This is a genomic window from Trichococcus shcherbakoviae, assembly GCF_963666195.1.
Taxonomy (GTDB): domain Bacteria; phylum Bacillota; class Bacilli; order Lactobacillales; family Aerococcaceae; genus Trichococcus; species Trichococcus shcherbakoviae.
Window position 1 is genome coordinate 830,366 of sequence record NZ_OY762653.1, and the last position, 18,054, is coordinate 848,419.

Here is an 18,054-nt window from a genome sequence, read left to right on the forward strand (position 1 = left end):
CGGCTAAAATAAAACCCGGAAGCGTCTTGCTTTGTAGCTTCAGCAGCTATAGTTTCCTTACAAAATCGGCTAAAATAAAACTGCTTCTTTCGGTACAGCCGGAGCCTCTTCGCTATAGTTTCCTTACAAAATCGGCTAAAATAAAACTCTGCTCTCCAGAACTCATCATAGCGATAGGCTATAGTTTCCTTACAAAATCGGCTAAAATAAAACCGTTCACTGTATCGGTGACTTTACCATAACGCTATAGTTTCCTTACAAAATCGGCTAAAATAAAACCAGTTGTCAAAAAACAGATCGTACCCAAAGGCTATAGTTTCCTTACAAAATCGGCTAAAATAAAACTAGCAAAAGTATCGGAAATAATCCGCAAGGGCTATAGTTTCCTTACAAAATCGGCTAAAATAAAACTCGTGGGTGCATAAAATAGGCCGAATCATAAGCTATAGTTTCCTTACAAAATCGGCTAAAATAAAACCGAGCCTACCACCTGTTTGTATTGGGTCGGGCTATAGTTTCCTTACAAAATCGGCTAAAATAAAACGTGTGGCGGCTAACTTATTCATGCTGATAGGCTATAGTTTCCTTACAAAATCGGCTAAAATAAAACTGATTGCTTTGCTGCTTGTTTACATGATGGGCTATAGTTTCCTTACAAAATCGGCTAAAATAAAACGCAAGCTAGGTAGCGGTGTGAACCTTTGTAGCTATAGTTTCCTTACAAAATCGGCTAAAATAAAACAAGAAATATTACAAGCTGAAGCAGCAGCTGGCTATAGTTTCCTTACAAAATCGGCTAAAATAAAACTCAATTCTAAATCCTTACGTTGCGACAGTGGCTATAGTTTCCTTACAAAATCGGCTAAAATAAAACCGAGAAGGGAAGTATTAACGATGCATGAAAGCTATAGTTTCCTTACAAAATCGGCTAAAATAAAACCCATTAAAAAAACTCCTATCCATTTTCATGGCTATAGTTTCCTTACAAAATCGGCTAAAATAAAACTTGCTAGCAATAACATATCTTGTTCGTTTGGCTATAGTTTCCTTACAAAATCGGCTAAAATAAAACTATTTATCAAATAACGCTCAACATAGAAAGGCTATAGTTTCCTTACAAAATCGGCTAAAATAAAACTCAATCGCATGTTGCTGAAGCTTTATCGTTGCTATAGTTTCCTTACAAAATCGGCTAAAATAAAACGCGAATCCGATCGCGCCATGCAGCCCCTCGGCTATAGTTTCCTTACAAAATCGGCTAAAATAAAACAACTGGAACGGAAAGGAAGAACGACGATGCGCTATAGTTTCCTTACAAAATCGGCTAAAATAAAACTACATCAACTCACTTGGAGATACCCCTCAAGCTATAGTTTCCTTACAAAATCGGCTAAAATAAAACTTAAATATCTTTGTATAGTGTATTGTTCGCGCTATAGTTTCCTTACAAAATCGGCTAAAATAAAACGTAAATAGAATCCCTGTTTCGGTGCTTCTTGCTATAGTTTCCTTACAAAATCGGCTAAAATAAAACTTAGTTTTGCGATTGCTTGTTCGTTGGACAGCTATAGTTTCCTTACAAAATCGGCTAAAATAAAACGGAGCTAAAGAAATAGCGAATTCAACTATCGCTATAGTTTCCTTACAAAATCGGCTAAAATAAAACAAACAATTCAATAGCATGAGAGGGATTGTAGCTATAGTTTCCTTACAAAATCGGCTAAAATAAAACAAGACTACCCTGTTGAGCAGTTGTTGGGTAAGCTATAGTTTCCTTACAAAATCGGCTAAAATAAAACTTTTTGGACGCACAAGAAGAAATGCGAAAGGCTATAGTTTCCTTACAAAATCGGCTAAAATAAAACACTCCTCTGTCGTCCATGACGCACTCGTTTGCTATAGTTTCCTTACAAAATCGGCTAAAATAAAACCAGCCACGTCTTTGCCAACAAACCAAGGTTGCTATAGTTTCCTTACAAAATCGGCTAAAATAAAACTACCGATTGGATATAGACCTCCACACACCAGCTATAGTTTCCTTACAAAATCGGCTAAAATAAAACTGTGTAATCTAACAGGCGCACATCTAATGCGCTATAGTTTCCTTACAAAATCGGCTAAAATAAAACCTATAAAGGAGATTGTCAAAAGATTTTTCGCTATAGTTTCCTTACAAAATCGGCTAAAATAAAACATCTCGCGCGAAAAAGCCCTTCATATCAACTATGAGGGGCCGTTTGGCGTGTCTAAAATACGGACAGATTGCTGGAATCCAGCTTCTCTTCTATGGGTGAAACGCCACCTACCAAAACTTTCATTTCACTAAATTGCTTTTCTGTCAAGGTAATTAACCTGACAGAACCCTTTTCCGGAACATTATCTTCCAAGCGCAACAGATATTTATTCACCATGTCTTTTCCGTTACAAATCCGATAATAAACCGAAAACTGCATCATTACATATCCCTCATCCAATAGGTACTTCCTAAATTTTGTTGCAATTTTTCTTTGTTCTCTCGTTTCCACGGGTAAGTCGAACATAACCACCATTCTCATAAAGCGGCTACTCATACTCGTGCGGTCGCAACGGAACCAATTCGGGCAATTTCAAATTGGTCGTTGTGTTATTTCTGCAACAATTGGTGTAGGAAGCTACCGTTTTTCGGATTGCATTGGTAAGGGAATGTAATTCATTATCGATTTTTACTTCTGTAAACAATAAGGAAACAAGATCACGTTTGTAAGAGGAAGTAAGAACTTTTTCTTCGGGATCAACATTTTGTGCCACCCATAAATCTACATATGGCCTGAACGGCTCAATCAGATCATCCGCAAGATTGAATGCATTCAGTTCATTGTGGTGATGGATCCCGAATGCTGGCTCAAAACCATATGCACACAGATCTCTAGAAATCGCTCCGCGCACTATGGCGTAACCGTAATTCAGTGCTGCGTTATGAACCGTTTCGTGCCTGCGATTAAAACTTGTATCAAATAGCGAACGAAAGTACAGAGCTGCTGCACTTGATTCTTTGAAAGATTTATCGCCTTCCAAAACTTGTGTGGCCAACTGATTCAATTCAGCAACATTGGGAGACGAAGTCAACTCCAAGCATCTAGCTTGATTCAACACTTTTTGCCGGATAATTTTTTGCCAAGCCCTATCTTTGAATCGTTTAGTCACACCCATCTGGTTCTGTAAAATGCTTAACTTTCTGGAATGATTTCCCAAAGGATTCAAGACTGCGCAGGGCATATGCTGCTTATTGCACGTATAAAGGACAACCTGATTTTCTGCCAAAAAAGAAATGGTTGGTGCTGTTAATGTACATTGTAAAGAATCAATCACAATGCTATCAATATCATCAACGGGGACCGAAATATCCTGATCCTGAGAAATAATTAATTGACGATTTTTAATACTTAATCGAGCTGGATTTTCAATATAGATATTTCGAAACCCCATCACTATCACCTCTTCATATTAGAAAACGTTTGTCTGGTTTTTTCTTTGACTTTACTCAGATTGCCTAAATAATCCACTTGCATTTTTTCAAGCGAACGTAATGTTGCAATACCGACGTTGACAGCTGAAAACGAGCTATCATTTGATCTGATTGTTATACAACCTAGAGCGATATTTGCACTTGAATAATATCCAATTAAATTCTCCATTTTTTCAACACCAATATTTTCTCCAGAATACGTTAAAGGCATCCCACTTTTGTGATCAACTCGTACAACGTCATTCTGATAAAGAGAGAAAACAAATTGATCCTCATCTGAGATTTCTGGCCAATCAACATAATTCTTCCCTTGGACACAATACTTCTCCGGCAGTTCCTTCGCCACGGTATCCTTCACATACACCGGCACAAACACATACTTCTTAGGTGTTCTGAACACATCAATACGCACCATTGAACCATTGTCAGCCATTGCCTTGCCGTCATTCAGTACAGCTTGCAGCGTAGATTTTTGAATGACTTTCACTTTTCGGACGGTATGGGTTTGCCCATTTTCTTGTGTATAGGTGAATACGCCATCCGGAAAAGCTTTCTCACCGCTGCCGCCGTTTTGCTCCATTTCTGCTTTCAAGGCATTATAAACAGGCATCCAGCCATTATCCTCTGACTTGTAAAACTCAGCATTTCCCGTTCCAATTTCACCGTTCTTGTTCAGTTTCAGTTTGCTGATGCTGACGCGACTCAGGGATTTCCCTTCATTCAACAATTTGCCGCTGCGGATTGTTTCCAAATGCGCCGGTCCGGTAATTTTCTTATTCGGTCTTCGCACCACAAACATCGGTTTCAGTTTATCGATTTCTTCATCGGTATAGGTGCCCAATGTATTCTTGATGTTCTTGATCAGTTCTTTCGGGTTATCCGATAATCGCGCATTCAATTCGTCCCGGAACCCTTCCCAAGGCTGAGGGAAAGCTTTACTGAACATTTTTTCGTATTCTTCACGCTTCTCCAAACTCATGTGGGCTAGATCTGATTCCAATGTGCCCTCATTCCACAAGGATTTGTTGAAGCGCACTTCTTGGCGCTTACTGTAGACTGTGACCCTTCTGACAAATGCGGGAGTCATACAAGCAACCACGACTGCATCCATCGCATGATGTCGATCATTATCCCTATATTTTGGACCGAGTCCCCAGCGTGCACGCATCCGAGCGGTTACGACACCATTATTAACGGCAACTTTCTCTTTAATGTTTTCCTTCTCGGAAAATTCGATATTCTGTCTGAAGTAATTGCGCAACAGTCTGGCAATGTATCGCGTGTCATTGATATTACGTGATTTCCAGCCGTCCACATCTTCAGGGCTTAATTTTTTCTTCAGTAATTTTTCACGTTTATTATAATTACGGATGGTTCCCGCAATTTTTTCCAAGTTCTGAATACCAACCGGATCATTCGCCAAATACTCCATCGGAATGCGGTTCCCCTTTTCACGGTTGGCGGCTGAACTGACCAACACCTTGTTGCCGAAACTATCGTCAAAGGAAATGCTGTAAGGAATAATATGGTCAACATCATAATGCCCATAGAATACATCTCCATACTGAATTTCTTTCCCAGTATATGGATCCATGTTGCCCTGTTCTCGCCACAATTTCAATCGGGTAATGTTCTCTCCGTTAACAGCTATGCCGTTTTCGCGTAATTCATTGGCAATACTTTCATTGCGCGCCATATTTTCTTTTTGGTTCTTCTCAATTTTACGGCGCTCTTCAAAGTTCTTTCCGAGCTCACGAGAAAACTCGATATTGATTGCATCCGGTTTACCGTACTCGCGGGTCAATTGGCTTACAACCTTGATGCATTGGCTGACAGCGCGTTTCACGACCGGATTGGACACATTCTCATGGATAAAGGCTCTGTCTATTGCGTTGTGTTTAAAATCATATCCAGCAGACTCTGCGGCTTTATCATAAGTTAGTCCCATCTCTAAATAAGGGATGATATTTCGCATTGCTTTCAAGGAAAGATGCCCGTATTGCGTCATCGTAAGCGGCAAGAGTGCTTCAACCTGTTCAGACGTCAAACTCAACCTGTCGGCAAATACTCTGCGGCGGCTCTTGTCGCTGGAATAAGTCGTCAGGATTGTACCGATTTCATCCTTTAAACTGCTCGGCATTGCTTCATAGACTTCCTTGCCAAGCGCTTTGCGTACTTTGTCATAGCTACGTAGTGCGACGAAGTTCGTCTTCTCAGTTTTGTCCTGTTCAGTCTTGCTGCCATAGGACAACAAATTGAATTTCGCTTCCGGTTCTAACTTCAACATTTTTTTGATTTCCGCATATTGCAGCTTATCCTTGCTGAAGGCTTTGTCGATGATCAATTGCCTTTGATCAGGGTTCAATTCTTTCCAATCGTCCCCGGCAAATTCCTGTATTTTCAGATTATTAAGTTTGCTCAACAGTTCAAAATATTGGAAAGTATAAGTTCCCTTTGCTGCACGATGTTCTTCTTTCTCAAAGGTGCACCAGCCGATCATCTTCTCGATTTGATCGCCGCCATATGGGCTTCCCTTGCCTGGACCCTCATCAAAATCACGCTGGGCAGTGAAGATTCCGGCTGCTTCGCCTTCACCATTACCAATGAATTCTTGTTCGAACGTATCCGTCAAAGCCTCATTGCCGAATCCGCGTTGAGCATTTACGATCTGTTTAATTTCGTCAGTGATAAAATCTCGCCGAGCGGTACCTAAATAACGATCTTTGCCATCTTTATTTCGTTTATGCTCCTCATATTTCGGATGGGCGTGCATATATTCGCCCAAAGTACGGTAAGTTCCCTCTTCCAATGCTGTTTTGATTTCGCTGATTGCTGATAGCACCATTCCCGTTTCAGCATCTGCATTCTCGATTTCAGCCTTCCGATTCGATTTAAAGCCACGATGTCCGGCGAAGAAGTAAAGGATTCGGAATAACTCTTCATTTGTAAGCTTCCGATCCAAAGCTTCTGTCCGCAGTTCATAAATCGTTTTGTGCCCTAATTTATGATTGAAAATATCCTCAATTTCCTCGGCTGTCAATAAACCATGACGAATAAACAAGCGCTTCGTCCGATATTTACGGAACTTGGTACGGCGTGTCCTTCTGCGAGAGCCTCTGTTGCCTCTACGCGGAGCTGCCAAAGACTCGCCCGATTTTGGATTTTCCGCAGCGGGAAAGATAACGGAATTCAGTATTTCTATTTTATAAGGGACGCCTTCATCGTCGGTACGTAACACAGCATACCCAACCGATGTGATTCCCACATCCAACCCAATCTTGATTCCCATATGTAGTCCTCCTGATTTTTGGATCATGTCAATATTTTAATATTATCGTACCAAAAGAAAACGTTTTATACAACAAAAAAAAGGCCTCCGAAGAAGCCTCTGCTGTCCAAAACGATAGTTATTCAGTCCAAAATTCGCATTAAATCATAGTTGCGATACTTCCTGTTTCTGATTGCAGTCTCGTCTGTATACAAAAGACCTGCATCAGATAAGGCTTTTAATCCCTTTCTGGCGGTGCCAGGAGCAAGATGCAAGTTTTCTGCTACGCGAGTTGCAGTTGTGTAGGGGTCGGAAAAAGTATACAGCCAAATATTTTTCTCGGATTCTAACGAACATTTTTTTAATCCATTCGAGGCGAGTTCTTCGACTGCTTTTAATTTGCTCAACAAAGAATCAGCCATCCGTCCGCATGCGGTGATAAAAAACTTGATCCAAGAATACCAATCAGGGTTGTCTCCTCTTACCCCGTTCAGCATGGCATAATAGCGAGCACGTTCTTTTTCCAACTCTTCGCTCACAAAGAATACCGGGACATCCACCAGATCTTCTTTAATAGCGATAAGAGCAATCAGAATTCTTCCCAACCTGCCGTTCCCATCCAAAAACGGATGAATCGACTCAAATTGAACATGCATGACAGCCGCTTTAATGATCGGATCGCACTCTTCATCAAATACGAATCCGTCCGTTTTGTTGAATTTACGGAAACTACTGTTAGGAACGCCATTCATGTAAAAATTTAAATTCTCCATGTATTCATCGATTTCATTTGCCGCAATCGGAATATACACAGCATCCTCTATCCTGTTGCTGGGACCTATGAAATTCTGTATATTTCTGAATTCACCGCCGGATGCGTTGGAACCTCGCGCATTTCCCATCAAAGTCCGGTGCAATTCTTTGATTAAACGTGTGCTGATGGGATAGCCAGTTTTAATGCTTGAAGCCCCTTGCCGCAAGGCTTCCTGATAATTGAGTACCTCTATCCTTTCCCAACTCGGATTTTTCTCGCCTCTTTCTTCTACCATATCGGTAAAAGTGACTGGTGTTCCTTCAATTCTGGTTGAGTGTATAGATTCCTTCAAATAGAACAAATTCTCAATATATTTCTTCATGAAAGACCGATTGTACTGACCGCTTGCATATCCAACCTTATAGTTGACCTCAGCCAACAGTTTGTAGATAACAAGCGCATGTTCGTTCGGTATCATAATAGGTAACTTTGATGTTCCTTCTTTCGACATGATAGCCTCCAAAAAAAGTGTAAAAGATAACCCCAGCTTCCGAAGAAACTGGGGTTAGAGCTTTGCGAGAGTCCCCGAAGGGAGCTCTTACTATAATTTCCTTATAAAGTCGGCTAAAACTTTATAAACAAACTATACTCTATTATTTAATGAAATGCAAACACTTTCTTAAACTTTATTATCCGAAAATTTAAACAGTGTTACTAGAATAATCCTGCATCCGGCAAATCAATCACAAATTTCTTGCGGTTGATTTCTTCTCCTGTTTCCAGATCAATCATGATGAATTGGTACTCGCTGAGCAGATCATAGGCTTGGCTCATCAAGACAAATTTCTCACGAACCATCCGATCACTGGCCTGTTCATTGGGCGAATCCGCCAAGAGCGTGACTTCATTGGAAATAAGATTATCCATCCCATCGCTGAAGTACAGTTTCACTTTCCTTGCCCTTCGTTCCGCTGAAACAGCTTGTACCTGTAGGAAATCAAGGTACGTAACGATATTCGTGATGCGGTCGGTATTGCTGATCAACTGTACATCCACCGATTTATGGATTTCCTTTCCGCGCTCCGTTGTGATTTCCAAGACAGGTATCATCACTTCCTGAGGCAAAATACCGCCGTGGACAAAGTTGGATCCGCCGCCTTGAATAGCCAATCGAGCCGCACCCCTTGGGATATGCACATGAACATCTCCATCGGCCAAGGCATCCACTTTGAAATCCAGCAACCCCGGATTCTGGCTGTCAGCTTCCCGATTCGTGAAGAAACGACGGTTCGAGGCGATGACATCCGTTCTGTCGGCATTCACTTTATCCAACGTACGCAAGGCATCCCGCGTGTAAAGGAAGCCGTGATCCGCCGTCACAAGGAAGCGAACGGCACTGACTCCGTTGAAGAGTTTGTCGATCAATCGAATCAGTTCCTGCTGTGCAAGTTCGACAGCCTCAAAAACATGGCTTTCGCTAGCAGCATGATCTCCGATCGCATCAATCGTATTGTGATAGATGTAGTAGATTGAGTTGCTGCCTTTAAACATTTCCCGCAGTTCGCTTCTGGAGCTGTTCAATACCGCTTTGGCATCGACAGCCTTCGCTCTATCTACACCCAACTTGGCTTCCAGGACGGCATTCCGTTGGTGCAGGCCTTTTGTGCCCATTTCATCGGCAACAACCTCGCCAGATGCGGACAGGCTCAACTGATGATGCGGCAGGAGACTTGCCATGCCCAGTTCGGTGTAGGAAGGAACGACACCCTGGAGAGCATGCGTTGTCACATTGTAATGCGTGCTTGCTTCCAGTTGTTGCCCCAACTCGACGGCCACTTCATAGCGCAATGCATCAGAGATGATCACAAAGATCCTGTTCTCTTTTACGGCATAGCTACTGACCCAATCTTTGTAAAAACGCTCCTGCTTCAAGGTGTTCTCAACTGAAAAAGCAGGAGCATCTTTGAAGAAAGTCATCCAAGTCTCGGCCAATTTGGCAAGAAAACCATTCTTATAATAGTTTTCTACCGTCATGCGCAAGTCCGCAAAAGCATCGGACAACGCGCTCCCTTTGTCAAAGGCAACGTAGAATTGGCGATAATAGCTATCCAATTGATAATAGCGTTCCTGATAGCTTTTCCAGAATGCCTCTTTCTGATAAGGGAACCCTTCCTTTTCGATCAGATGAATTTGCTTCAGCAAGCGGCTAGCCGCCAGCAAAGCTTCATACTCATTACCGAAGGAATCAAACCAATAGGACGCGCGACGGTTCAAGATGATGTTCTCGAATTCATCAAATAGGATAGCGCCTTCCGCCAATTGCACAGCGATGCCTTCTACCAGTTGCTTATCAAAAGCTTGGAACGTATCCGACTGCGCCAACCATTTCGCCGGCTTATTCTTCATCCATTTTACGATCTGCAATTCTTCGAAGACGTTATCCGACAGTCGGTTGTAGCTGTCCTGTTCATCACGCAGGTTCATCCAGCGGTTCAGGAATACGACGCAGTTATTCGCTTGTCTCAGCAACTGCTTCTCCCAATTCGCCGGGATTTTCCCTTCGAACTCTGCATCCAGCTTCGTTTGGAATACAGCTTGGAGCAAAGTGGCGATGCTTGGCTCAGCTTCCACGTAACCGAAGGATAATTTGGCCAAACGCCAGAATGCATCCGCTCTTCCGAATTTGATTACTTGTTGCCACAAGGTGTCCTGTCCGGCCCCATATTCCGCGAAGAGTGAGCGGAAGACGCCAAAAGCAGTCAATTCCTTCGTCTTCGTCAACACGCATAGCACTGCTAGCTCCAAGTCGTTTTCAGTGATATCCTGCTTCTCTGCCAGCACAGTTACAAATTGATTGCGGCGTTTTTTATTGTTGAAGAACAATTGATAGGATTTGAAGAACACATCACTGGTCTCAAACCTGATGCCCAACTCGTCCTTCAGGTTCTCCATAGGGTCCATCTTGAATTCTTGGCTGTAAAAATACATATCCAACAACGGATTCTTTTCGTTCTCCGGCCGCTCATGCTCAAAATAGATGAGCACATTCTGCTCGGGATGCACATGTTCCACCAAATACTTCGTTTCAAAATAATGCTGGTCATCGCAGCGCAAGACCAACACATCCTCCAGTTGATATTCCTTCAGTTCATCCGAAAATGATTGGGATTTATCATACCAGAAGACGATGCGGCGTTTCTGATAATCCTTTAACGGCTGTTGGAAAACTTCCAGCAGCCTTTTTTCTGCTTCATACATGTCCATTATCCCCTCAAAAAAATATCTCCCTTTATCTTATAGCAAACGGGACCGAACCACAATTCTATTGTTGCCAAAATGTCACATCCACCAGTTAGCAAATACAAAAAAGTTGCCAAAAGGAAACATTTTTCCCTCTTGGCAACTTTTTCTATTATTAGATTTTTTCGAATAGATTTTTTTTATCAGAACGGCCATTGTCTTTCTTAAACGGGATGTCCTGAAATTTGGCATAGTTCACTTTTACGCCATCGTCCAAATCCAAATCGATTTCCTGATCGGCCAACTGTTTCAGAATCAGATCGTATTCGCGCAACTCCTGCAGTTGCGCTTCATAAGCTTCTCTTTCCTTTCGCGCACGCGCCACTTCTTTAGCGGAAACATTGCCGTCGATGATGACCTGCGCATGTTCGATCAGTTGGTTCAAGGTAGTCGTCAATTTCAAGACATAGTCGGTACGGATACGCGCCAACGTGTATTTATCATAACGGTGCAGATACATCAAGCCCTTGAAGGCGCCCTTCTTCCCGCTGCTGAACTGCCAATAAATCGGACGCTTTTGGTAAATCTTCAGATGATCCTTGTAGAAATCCTTCATGAAATAACGGCGGATCGTGTCTTCAGCTGTCTCGGATTCCTTCATCCCCAAATGCGTTGCGATGAACTGCAGGTTTTCATTCAATGTATCCTTGCCATAAATGATCGCAACCAATTCTGTAATCTTCGAAACGATATCATCTTCAAAATAATGTTCAGCTGTAATCGGTATGATATTATCCTTATCCGGTTTGTACGAACCAAATTCATCAAGGTTGAATTCACCACCCGCAAAGGCAAGACCTGGTTTATCCAAGCGGTATCGACCGAATATTACACCGACCAAATAAGACAAGAAGCTGCGGACATCACGATCGACCTCTGCTTTACGAACGGTGACGTCTTTGTCTTCGACTTCTGGAGTCAGTTCATCTTGCAAGTCATAAATCTCTATGAAAATGCGGTTCAGTTCTTCTTCGTTGGATTTTAATTGGTTGAATCGTTCTTCTGCAATAGCATTCCAATTTGCATACGCTTCGAAAATTGTTGAATAACGTTCTGAATCAATTATCAGAGGATGTTTTTCAAAATCCCATGAGGTTTCAAATGAGTTCCAATCATTTTTAGAAATACTTATATTTTCACAAACTGTAGATTGTATATCTACATCAAATTCTTTATATGGCATTTTTGCAACACTACCATTCGTATAGTGCATAGTTGACATCGTGTATTTTGCTAAAAAATTAAATACTTTACTATTAAAATAGCCAAGTGTATTTTCTAGGTCTTCACTAAAAAAAGATGGTCCAGTAGCTTCAAAAATAAAACCTTCTGGAAAATAACGTGCTCCAAAATCTCCACTGGTTAAGTCTGACCATGTTATTCCTTCTTTAAAGTAAAATTTTTCATTTCTTATATTTGAAGATTTATAATTTTTAAGTTTTTTACCATTTTCTTCCCAATCTATTACATAATACTGATTCCCATACCATTTTCTAAATTGGCCCCCCTTATTTAATGGAACCCATTTTTCTCCTTTGAGATTAATGTCTATTTCATGCCATCCTCTTAAAAAAATATCATTCTTACTGGTATCTAAACCTTTTTTGGCATGTCCTATATCATCAATTTTTAAGCTACTAGAAAATATATCAAATACTTTCTCACTTGCCCAATACGCTATTGGACAACTTGGAATGCTTTTAAATTTATTTTGGTTTCTGTAGTAAGTACAATCTTCATTCATTATATTTCTTGCTTTCTCATCAGTATTGGTGAAAGAAACTAATCGAACGTAGCGACCTTTATATAAATCAAGCAAAAAATTTTTAACTATAAACGCAGTATTCTGAACAACTTCTCCCCCTATTTCCGGGAAAGTTCTGGTCCCTGTATGCAACATATTTACTATTGTCTGATTCCGAATAATATTTTCTCTTAAATTTTCAAATGATGATAGAAACATCCAAGAATGTTGATTAATCATTCCATAGTAACCATATTTTTGTGTCACAATTATTGATACATCCATAAAAACTGCATATAAATCTGATTTTGTATTTGGATAATGTTTTTTAACATATTTATCAAGTTTTTCATCCATACCTTTTCCACCCATATACGGCGGATTCGTCACAACAATATCATATTTCATTGTTAGCAATCTATATTGTTCAAGAAGTTCTTCAATAATAGGAACCTCAAAATTTAAATAGCCTTGAGCTATGATATCTTCAACACGGCTAGTTCTTAACTGTTTGATAGCTTCTTCTATAAGCTCCACATCAATGAATTCAAATTTTAGAATAGAACCATATATCCTTGCATCAAAAAATTGAGCATACAGATTTTCTAGTGCCGCATTTACGTCATCTTCATTAGGTAAAGATGTATTGTGGAATAATGCTAACCCATTGCTTTCCTCAAATCCAATCAGATTAAACGTAACTTCTCTGCTGAAGAAGCGTCTGTCATAGGAACGAGCCTTCATGGCGATTGCGAATGAAGCTAATTGTGCTGCGCGTTTATCGATATCCATTCCATACAGATTATTTTCCACAATCAATTGCGGAATTTCTCTTGGATTGTATCCTCGTTCCAGATAGATTTCACGAAGAACATCAAAGGCATGTAGCAGCATATGTCCAGACCCCATAGCGGGATCCATCACTTTGATGTCTTCCGGTTTCAAACTCTCATACTTTAGGGCTGCCAATTGTTCCATAACTTCCGGTGTTTGTTCGGCTGCATCCAAATAGTAATGCAGTTTATCCTTCAGATTGCTGGATGCATTATTCTCTAGCCACAGGCGCCCCAAAGAATTATCGACCAGATACTCAACGATCCATTTAGGCGTGAACAGTTGTGTAGCGGGTCCTATCGATTGTTTGCCGATTTTCTTGTTCTTCTTCAAGTCCGAAAAGATCTGGTCTTTTTCTTCGGAAACATAGAATTGATACAACCACCCAACGATTTCGATATCATCCCATGCTTCTTCAGGGATAAGCGTAATCAAGTCCCTGATGATGCCGTTGTCCTGCAACAAATCATTCGGTAGCAGCAGATAGAAATCTCCTTCCACTGGCGAAAAAACATTCGGCAACATTTTTTCCAGTTGCATCCCTTGTTTTTCGATGATGTATTTAAATAATTCGTTGGTATTATGCGTATCTTGTAAGTGATAGATCAGTTCCTTATCAAGCGACAATTCCTCAACCAGTTGCAGGACTTCCGTAACCGCATCCGGCTCCACTTTATTCGCCTTCAAAGACGATAAAATGCGCGTTCGGATCGGCAAGTAATCATGGACTTCCATGAAACGCAAGGCGACCAGACGATTGAACCAAGTATAACTTGCCGTCTCCATAACTGCTTCGTAGCCATCAATCTCTACTCTTCTGCGCAGATGTTCATATTGCGTTTGCGTCTTGTTATCAAAAATGTGTCCATTTACGATAAAACCGTCAGCAAGGGATTGGATAGGTGCAATCCCTTGGGCGGTAATACCAAACTGGGCCGCACGATTGCGGACACCAGTTGTTATTTTGTGTCGGGCACTAACTGCAAATTTCTTTAATGCTGTATTATCCATTGTTACCCTCACTTTGTTGCAATTTTTAATCATTAGATGAAACGAATGGTTTTGCCTTGTTCGAGAACTTTTTCCAGTTCGTCGTGGATGGCAAGTAACAAGGCATCTAGCTCTGCTTCCGTTTCGATTTTCTCGTAGTTTTGCGGAATCAGTTTGTTTTTATGTACAAATTCCGGTTTCTTGGCTATTGGCTTTACCGGATCTACAACAACAGGATCGCCTCCGCCGTCTATTGGTGGTTTCGGAGATACAGGTATAGGCGGAGGTGTAGGCTGTATTTTCGAGATGAAATCATTGATTTGCGTGCTTAACTGTTGCGTCAAATGATCGATTTGTGACCGATATGAGAAAAGATCCGTCAATGTTTCCGCACTCAATATCTTGTTCTTCAAAAGCGTGAAACGCTCTTTGATGACCGGTTCAAATTTAGCTCTGACTGTTTCCATCGCTGTAATGGTGTCCTCCAAAGTGGCTACTTTTTGTTGGATTACTTCCAGCAGGGGTTCAGATTCTTTATCCAATTCTGCAATCAAGGCTTGCTCATATTGCATATTCAGATCGGGTAATTCTTTGATGAAATCATAGGGCATACTCATCGCCAATATTTCCGAGATGCGCTGACCGGCTGCTTTTGCTTCGGCAGTCTGCAATAAGTCTTTGTCGATCTCATAGCGTTTACGTAGCTTGAAGCTGGTATCGAATACTGGTTTTTGGGATTCGAAAAAGGATTGGACGGGCTGGATATCGTCGTACAGATCCAGAAGTTCGTCACGTTTATCGTACAGACATCTGAAGAATTGATCGGCATCTTGGTACTTGAGGATTTCTTTCAATGTCTGCAATAACGCTTCGATTTCCTTTTCGCCAGGATAGCTACGGTGACGATATTCATCCAGCAAGTTTGCCATTGTCTTTTGGGTACCGATAAACAACCGCATCGTTTCTTCTTTCAACTCATCTTCTTTTTCGGACACCAGATTTTTCCCGTACATTTCTTTCGCGATTACTTTCGCATTGCGGATCAGTTCTTCGCCGATGACTTTGCGTTTTTCGACCATGATTTTTGCCTGCGATGGATTTTGTTTGATTGTTCTTGGGAACATGGCATCATGAATGTTCATTGTATTGCCGCTGGATTTGAACTGGATTTTTTCGTCTTTCAACAAGCGGATCAAACTAACCAAAATGTCGTCCTCACGCCAACCGTATGGCGCTTTCCCGAACACTTGGACGATTTCGAATAAGGACGTGATCATCTTGCGTTCCGTATGTTGTTCGATGTATTGTTCCAAAGCGTCAGTTGCCAAACGGTTCGGATCATCCGAATTATCGTGCATAAAGTTGATTTGGCCTTGTGAAATGACGCCGCTGAAATCATCGCGGTCGTAGAACTTATTGATGTACTTGATTTTCAGATACATATTTTCTACTACGTCATGCAGCCCTTGATCAACCTTTGTGGTCGGATTTCCTGCAAGGGATACTTCACTGCCGTTGATGTAATAGGTGGCGTTTTGGACAGTTTCGCGCACTTGCCGTTCAACAGACTTCATCAGGTCATTCCGTTCATTGGATTTGCGGTCGATGATTTCACGTTTCATTCCTGAGTTTTGTTTGCTTGATTGGTTGCGCAAATACTCATTGATTTTCAACAGCATCATCGTGTCATCGTAGAACGTTCCGGAATCGCCCAATGCGATGACCAAACGGTTTTCGCGCGTGGACAGTTGTTGAAGCGTTTCACGATTGCGGTAATCATCGCTGTATGGTGTCACCACATGAATGCCGATTTCCGCAGTTGCATTCCCGCGTGCGGATTCATCGATCCATTTGGCGCAGTCAAAGTCATAAGCGACAGTCTTCTTCTCCGCAAAAGGTACGTATTTATATTTCTTCAGTTCCAACACGGTGTCATAGATCATTTCACCGATATATGATTGCATCTTCGAAGTCGGTATATCCATATGGTTGATTTCACGATTGATGTCCTGCTCTTCATTCGTCAAGAACAGGTATTCCAATCCTGTACGTTGTACCAAGTACTCTTTTGTCAAACGGTCCAAAGCAGCAGTGATATCTTCAGTCAATTTCAAACGGTCAGCATCCAGTTCATCCAACATCAAGGTCGTGATATTCTCGACTGTGCTCGGAACGGATTTCAAATAGCGGATCAGATAGAGGACTTTCAGCACATCAACATCAAAAGATTGTAACGTCGGAGTGGACTGTGCTTTGATGATGGTCGCTCGGACAGAGTGATCCAAGCCTTGGTCAAGGTGACCATAGAAGGTTTGGAACGGAACCAGGATACCCAGATTTTTTTCAGCATATTCCAACGCGGCATATTGGACCGCACCCAACAAATTCCGCTCTCCGCTGGCAAAGTGCTTCCCGGCCGAACTGTTCTCACGGATTTTCGTGAACACTTGCTGCAGCAGATCCAATTGATACGGGATCATCGGATAAAATTCACTGAAATTCTTTAGGGAATCATATTTTTTCAATGAAATGGTCCCATCGGAAAAGTTGATTTTGTTTCGTAATGAGGCCTGAACTTCGCCTGTATACAATAACTGCACTGCATCTTTGCCTGTATCATTCTTTTCCAACAGACGTTTTTTGATTACTTCATCCGCATTAGCGGAGCTTAAGCTCAATCGCGTATTAAAGCGGCCTTGGATTTTAGAGAAGTCCTGAGAAGAATGGATATCTTTTTCAAGTTCATCGATATCTTGTTGGCTCGTTACGATGACCCAAACTTTTCCGAGCGTGTACTTGCCCAAATCTTCAACGATTGTTTGCAGGTCCAGCATACGGTGGACATCATCGGAGACGAACTGCCCCATTTCATCAGCCAGGAAAACCAAGTGATAGTCAGCCGGCTGCTTGTCCACATATTTTTTGATACGTTTTGCGAAGGAATCCACACTGATTTCATAGCTTTCTTCACCGTTGTCGATCCAGCGGCGGGCGCTCTCTTCGCTCATATTGGCGACTTCAACAAGGGTTTCTACAATCATATCTTCGTTGTAATAAATCTCCTCGCGGGCATCTTCCCAGGCCAGATCAGACTTCTCTTGGAAGACTTGCTTAAAAGGCTTATATTGGCCATTTTGATCAAGGATTTCTTCCATTTGCGCAACCCAAGGGATGCTAGCGGAATAGCCCAACTTTTCATTGAAGACTTTGTTGAAGACTTTGACGATCGAAAGCTTACTGTCGCCGTTATCATCCTCAGATTTCGAAGGTGTGTTGAACAGGATAATATCGCTTGGTGCATCTGCTACCTGCTGCATTTGATCCAATAAGGCATGATCCTCAATTTTCTCTCTGAAGAACTCGACCGCCTTTTTTCCGTCTACTTCAAGATTGCTGTCCAATAAATAAGACAGGATTTTCAAGAAATGCGATTTCCCGGAACCAAAGAATCCGGAAATCCAGACGCCCATCTGATCCGTTGGCACATCCAGTGATTTCAGATATTGCTTGAAGAAATAAACAAAATGCGCCTGTAATTCATCGGTCACGACATATTCATCCAACTCTTGGCGGACATCGTTCTCAGCTTCTTGGCCGACTTTGATAACACCTTTAATTTCACGCGCGATATCTTTTTTGAACAGTTGCTTGATTTTCAT

7 protein-coding genes and 1 CRISPR repeat array (1 of these 8 running past the window's edge) are annotated in these 18,054 nt (G+C 41.6%); all 7 genes read right to left on the reverse strand.

Annotated features, from left to right (window positions below; all coding sequences use genetic code 11):
• A CRISPR array of direct repeats spans nt 1–2,194; the repeat unit is 36 nt; unit sequence GCTATAGTTTCCTTACAAAATCGGCTAAAATAAAAC (it extends 87 nt beyond the left edge of the window).
• Nucleotides 2,195–2,246: 52 nt separating this feature from the next.
• The gene (cas2, locus tag ACKPBX_RS03825) at nt 2,247–2,555 is read right to left on the reverse strand and encodes a CRISPR-associated endonuclease Cas2 (RefSeq protein WP_272161477.1); all 309 of its coding nucleotides are present in this window, start codon (nt 2,553–2,555) and stop codon (nt 2,247–2,249) included.
• Between the two features lie 7 nt (nt 2,556–2,562).
• The gene (cas1, locus tag ACKPBX_RS03830; RefSeq protein ID WP_319996041.1) at nt 2,563–3,465 is read right to left on the reverse strand and encodes a type II CRISPR-associated endonuclease Cas1; all 903 of its coding nucleotides are present in this window, start codon (nt 3,463–3,465) and stop codon (nt 2,563–2,565) included.
• 5 nt (nt 3,466–3,470) lie between these two features.
• Nucleotides 3,471–6,794, reverse strand: a complete 3,324-nt coding sequence (gene cas9 / locus ACKPBX_RS03835; protein WP_319996042.1) for a type II CRISPR RNA-guided endonuclease Cas9 — start codon at nt 6,792–6,794, stop codon at nt 3,471–3,473.
• 122 nt (nt 6,795–6,916) lie between these two features.
• Nucleotides 6,917–8,038 carry a Fic family protein gene (locus ACKPBX_RS03840; protein WP_319996043.1) on the reverse strand — a complete coding sequence of 374 codons (1,122 nt, stop codon included), beginning with the start codon at nt 8,036–8,038 and terminating at the stop codon, nt 6,917–6,919.
• 203 nt (nt 8,039–8,241) lie between these two features.
• Nucleotides 8,242–10,785 (reverse strand): BREX-1 system phosphatase PglZ type A, encoded by a 2,544-nt coding sequence (pglZ, locus tag ACKPBX_RS03845; RefSeq protein WP_319996044.1) that lies wholly within the window; start codon nt 10,783–10,785, stop codon nt 8,242–8,244.
• A 157-nt stretch (nt 10,786–10,942) separates the two neighbouring features.
• A complete protein-coding gene (pglX, locus tag ACKPBX_RS03850) occupies nt 10,943–14,416 on the reverse strand; it encodes a BREX-1 system adenine-specific DNA-methyltransferase PglX (protein ID WP_319996045.1) in 3,474 nt (1,157 codons plus the stop codon).
• A 32-nt stretch (nt 14,417–14,448) separates the two neighbouring features.
• Complete coding sequence (brxC, locus tag ACKPBX_RS03855) at nt 14,449–18,054, reverse strand: BREX system P-loop protein BrxC (protein ID WP_319996046.1); 3,606 nt, start codon at nt 18,052–18,054, stop codon at nt 14,449–14,451.

Coding starts and splice junctions, on each gene's coding strand:
- cas9 (WP_319996042.1), bottom strand. CDS start 6,794: ATGGGAATCAAGATTGGGTTGGATGTGGGAATCACATCGGTTGGGTAT.
- cas1 (WP_319996041.1), bottom strand. CDS start 3,465: ATGGGGTTTCGAAATATCTATATTGAAAATCCAGCTCGATTAAGTATT.
- cas2 (WP_272161477.1), bottom strand. CDS start 2,555: ATGAGAATGGTGGTTATGTTCGACTTACCCGTGGAAACGAGAGAACAA.
- pglZ (WP_319996044.1), bottom strand. CDS start 10,785: ATGTATGAAGCAGAAAAAAGGCTGCTGGAAGTTTTCCAACAGCCGTTA.
- brxC (WP_319996046.1), bottom strand. CDS start 18,054: ATGAAAATCAAGCAACTGTTCAAAAAAGATATCGCGCGTGAAATTAAA.
- ACKPBX_RS03840 (WP_319996043.1), bottom strand. CDS start 8,038: ATGTCGAAAGAAGGAACATCAAAGTTACCTATTATGATACCGAACGAA.
- pglX (WP_319996045.1), bottom strand. CDS start 14,416: ATGGATAATACAGCATTAAAGAAATTTGCAGTTAGTGCCCGACACAAA.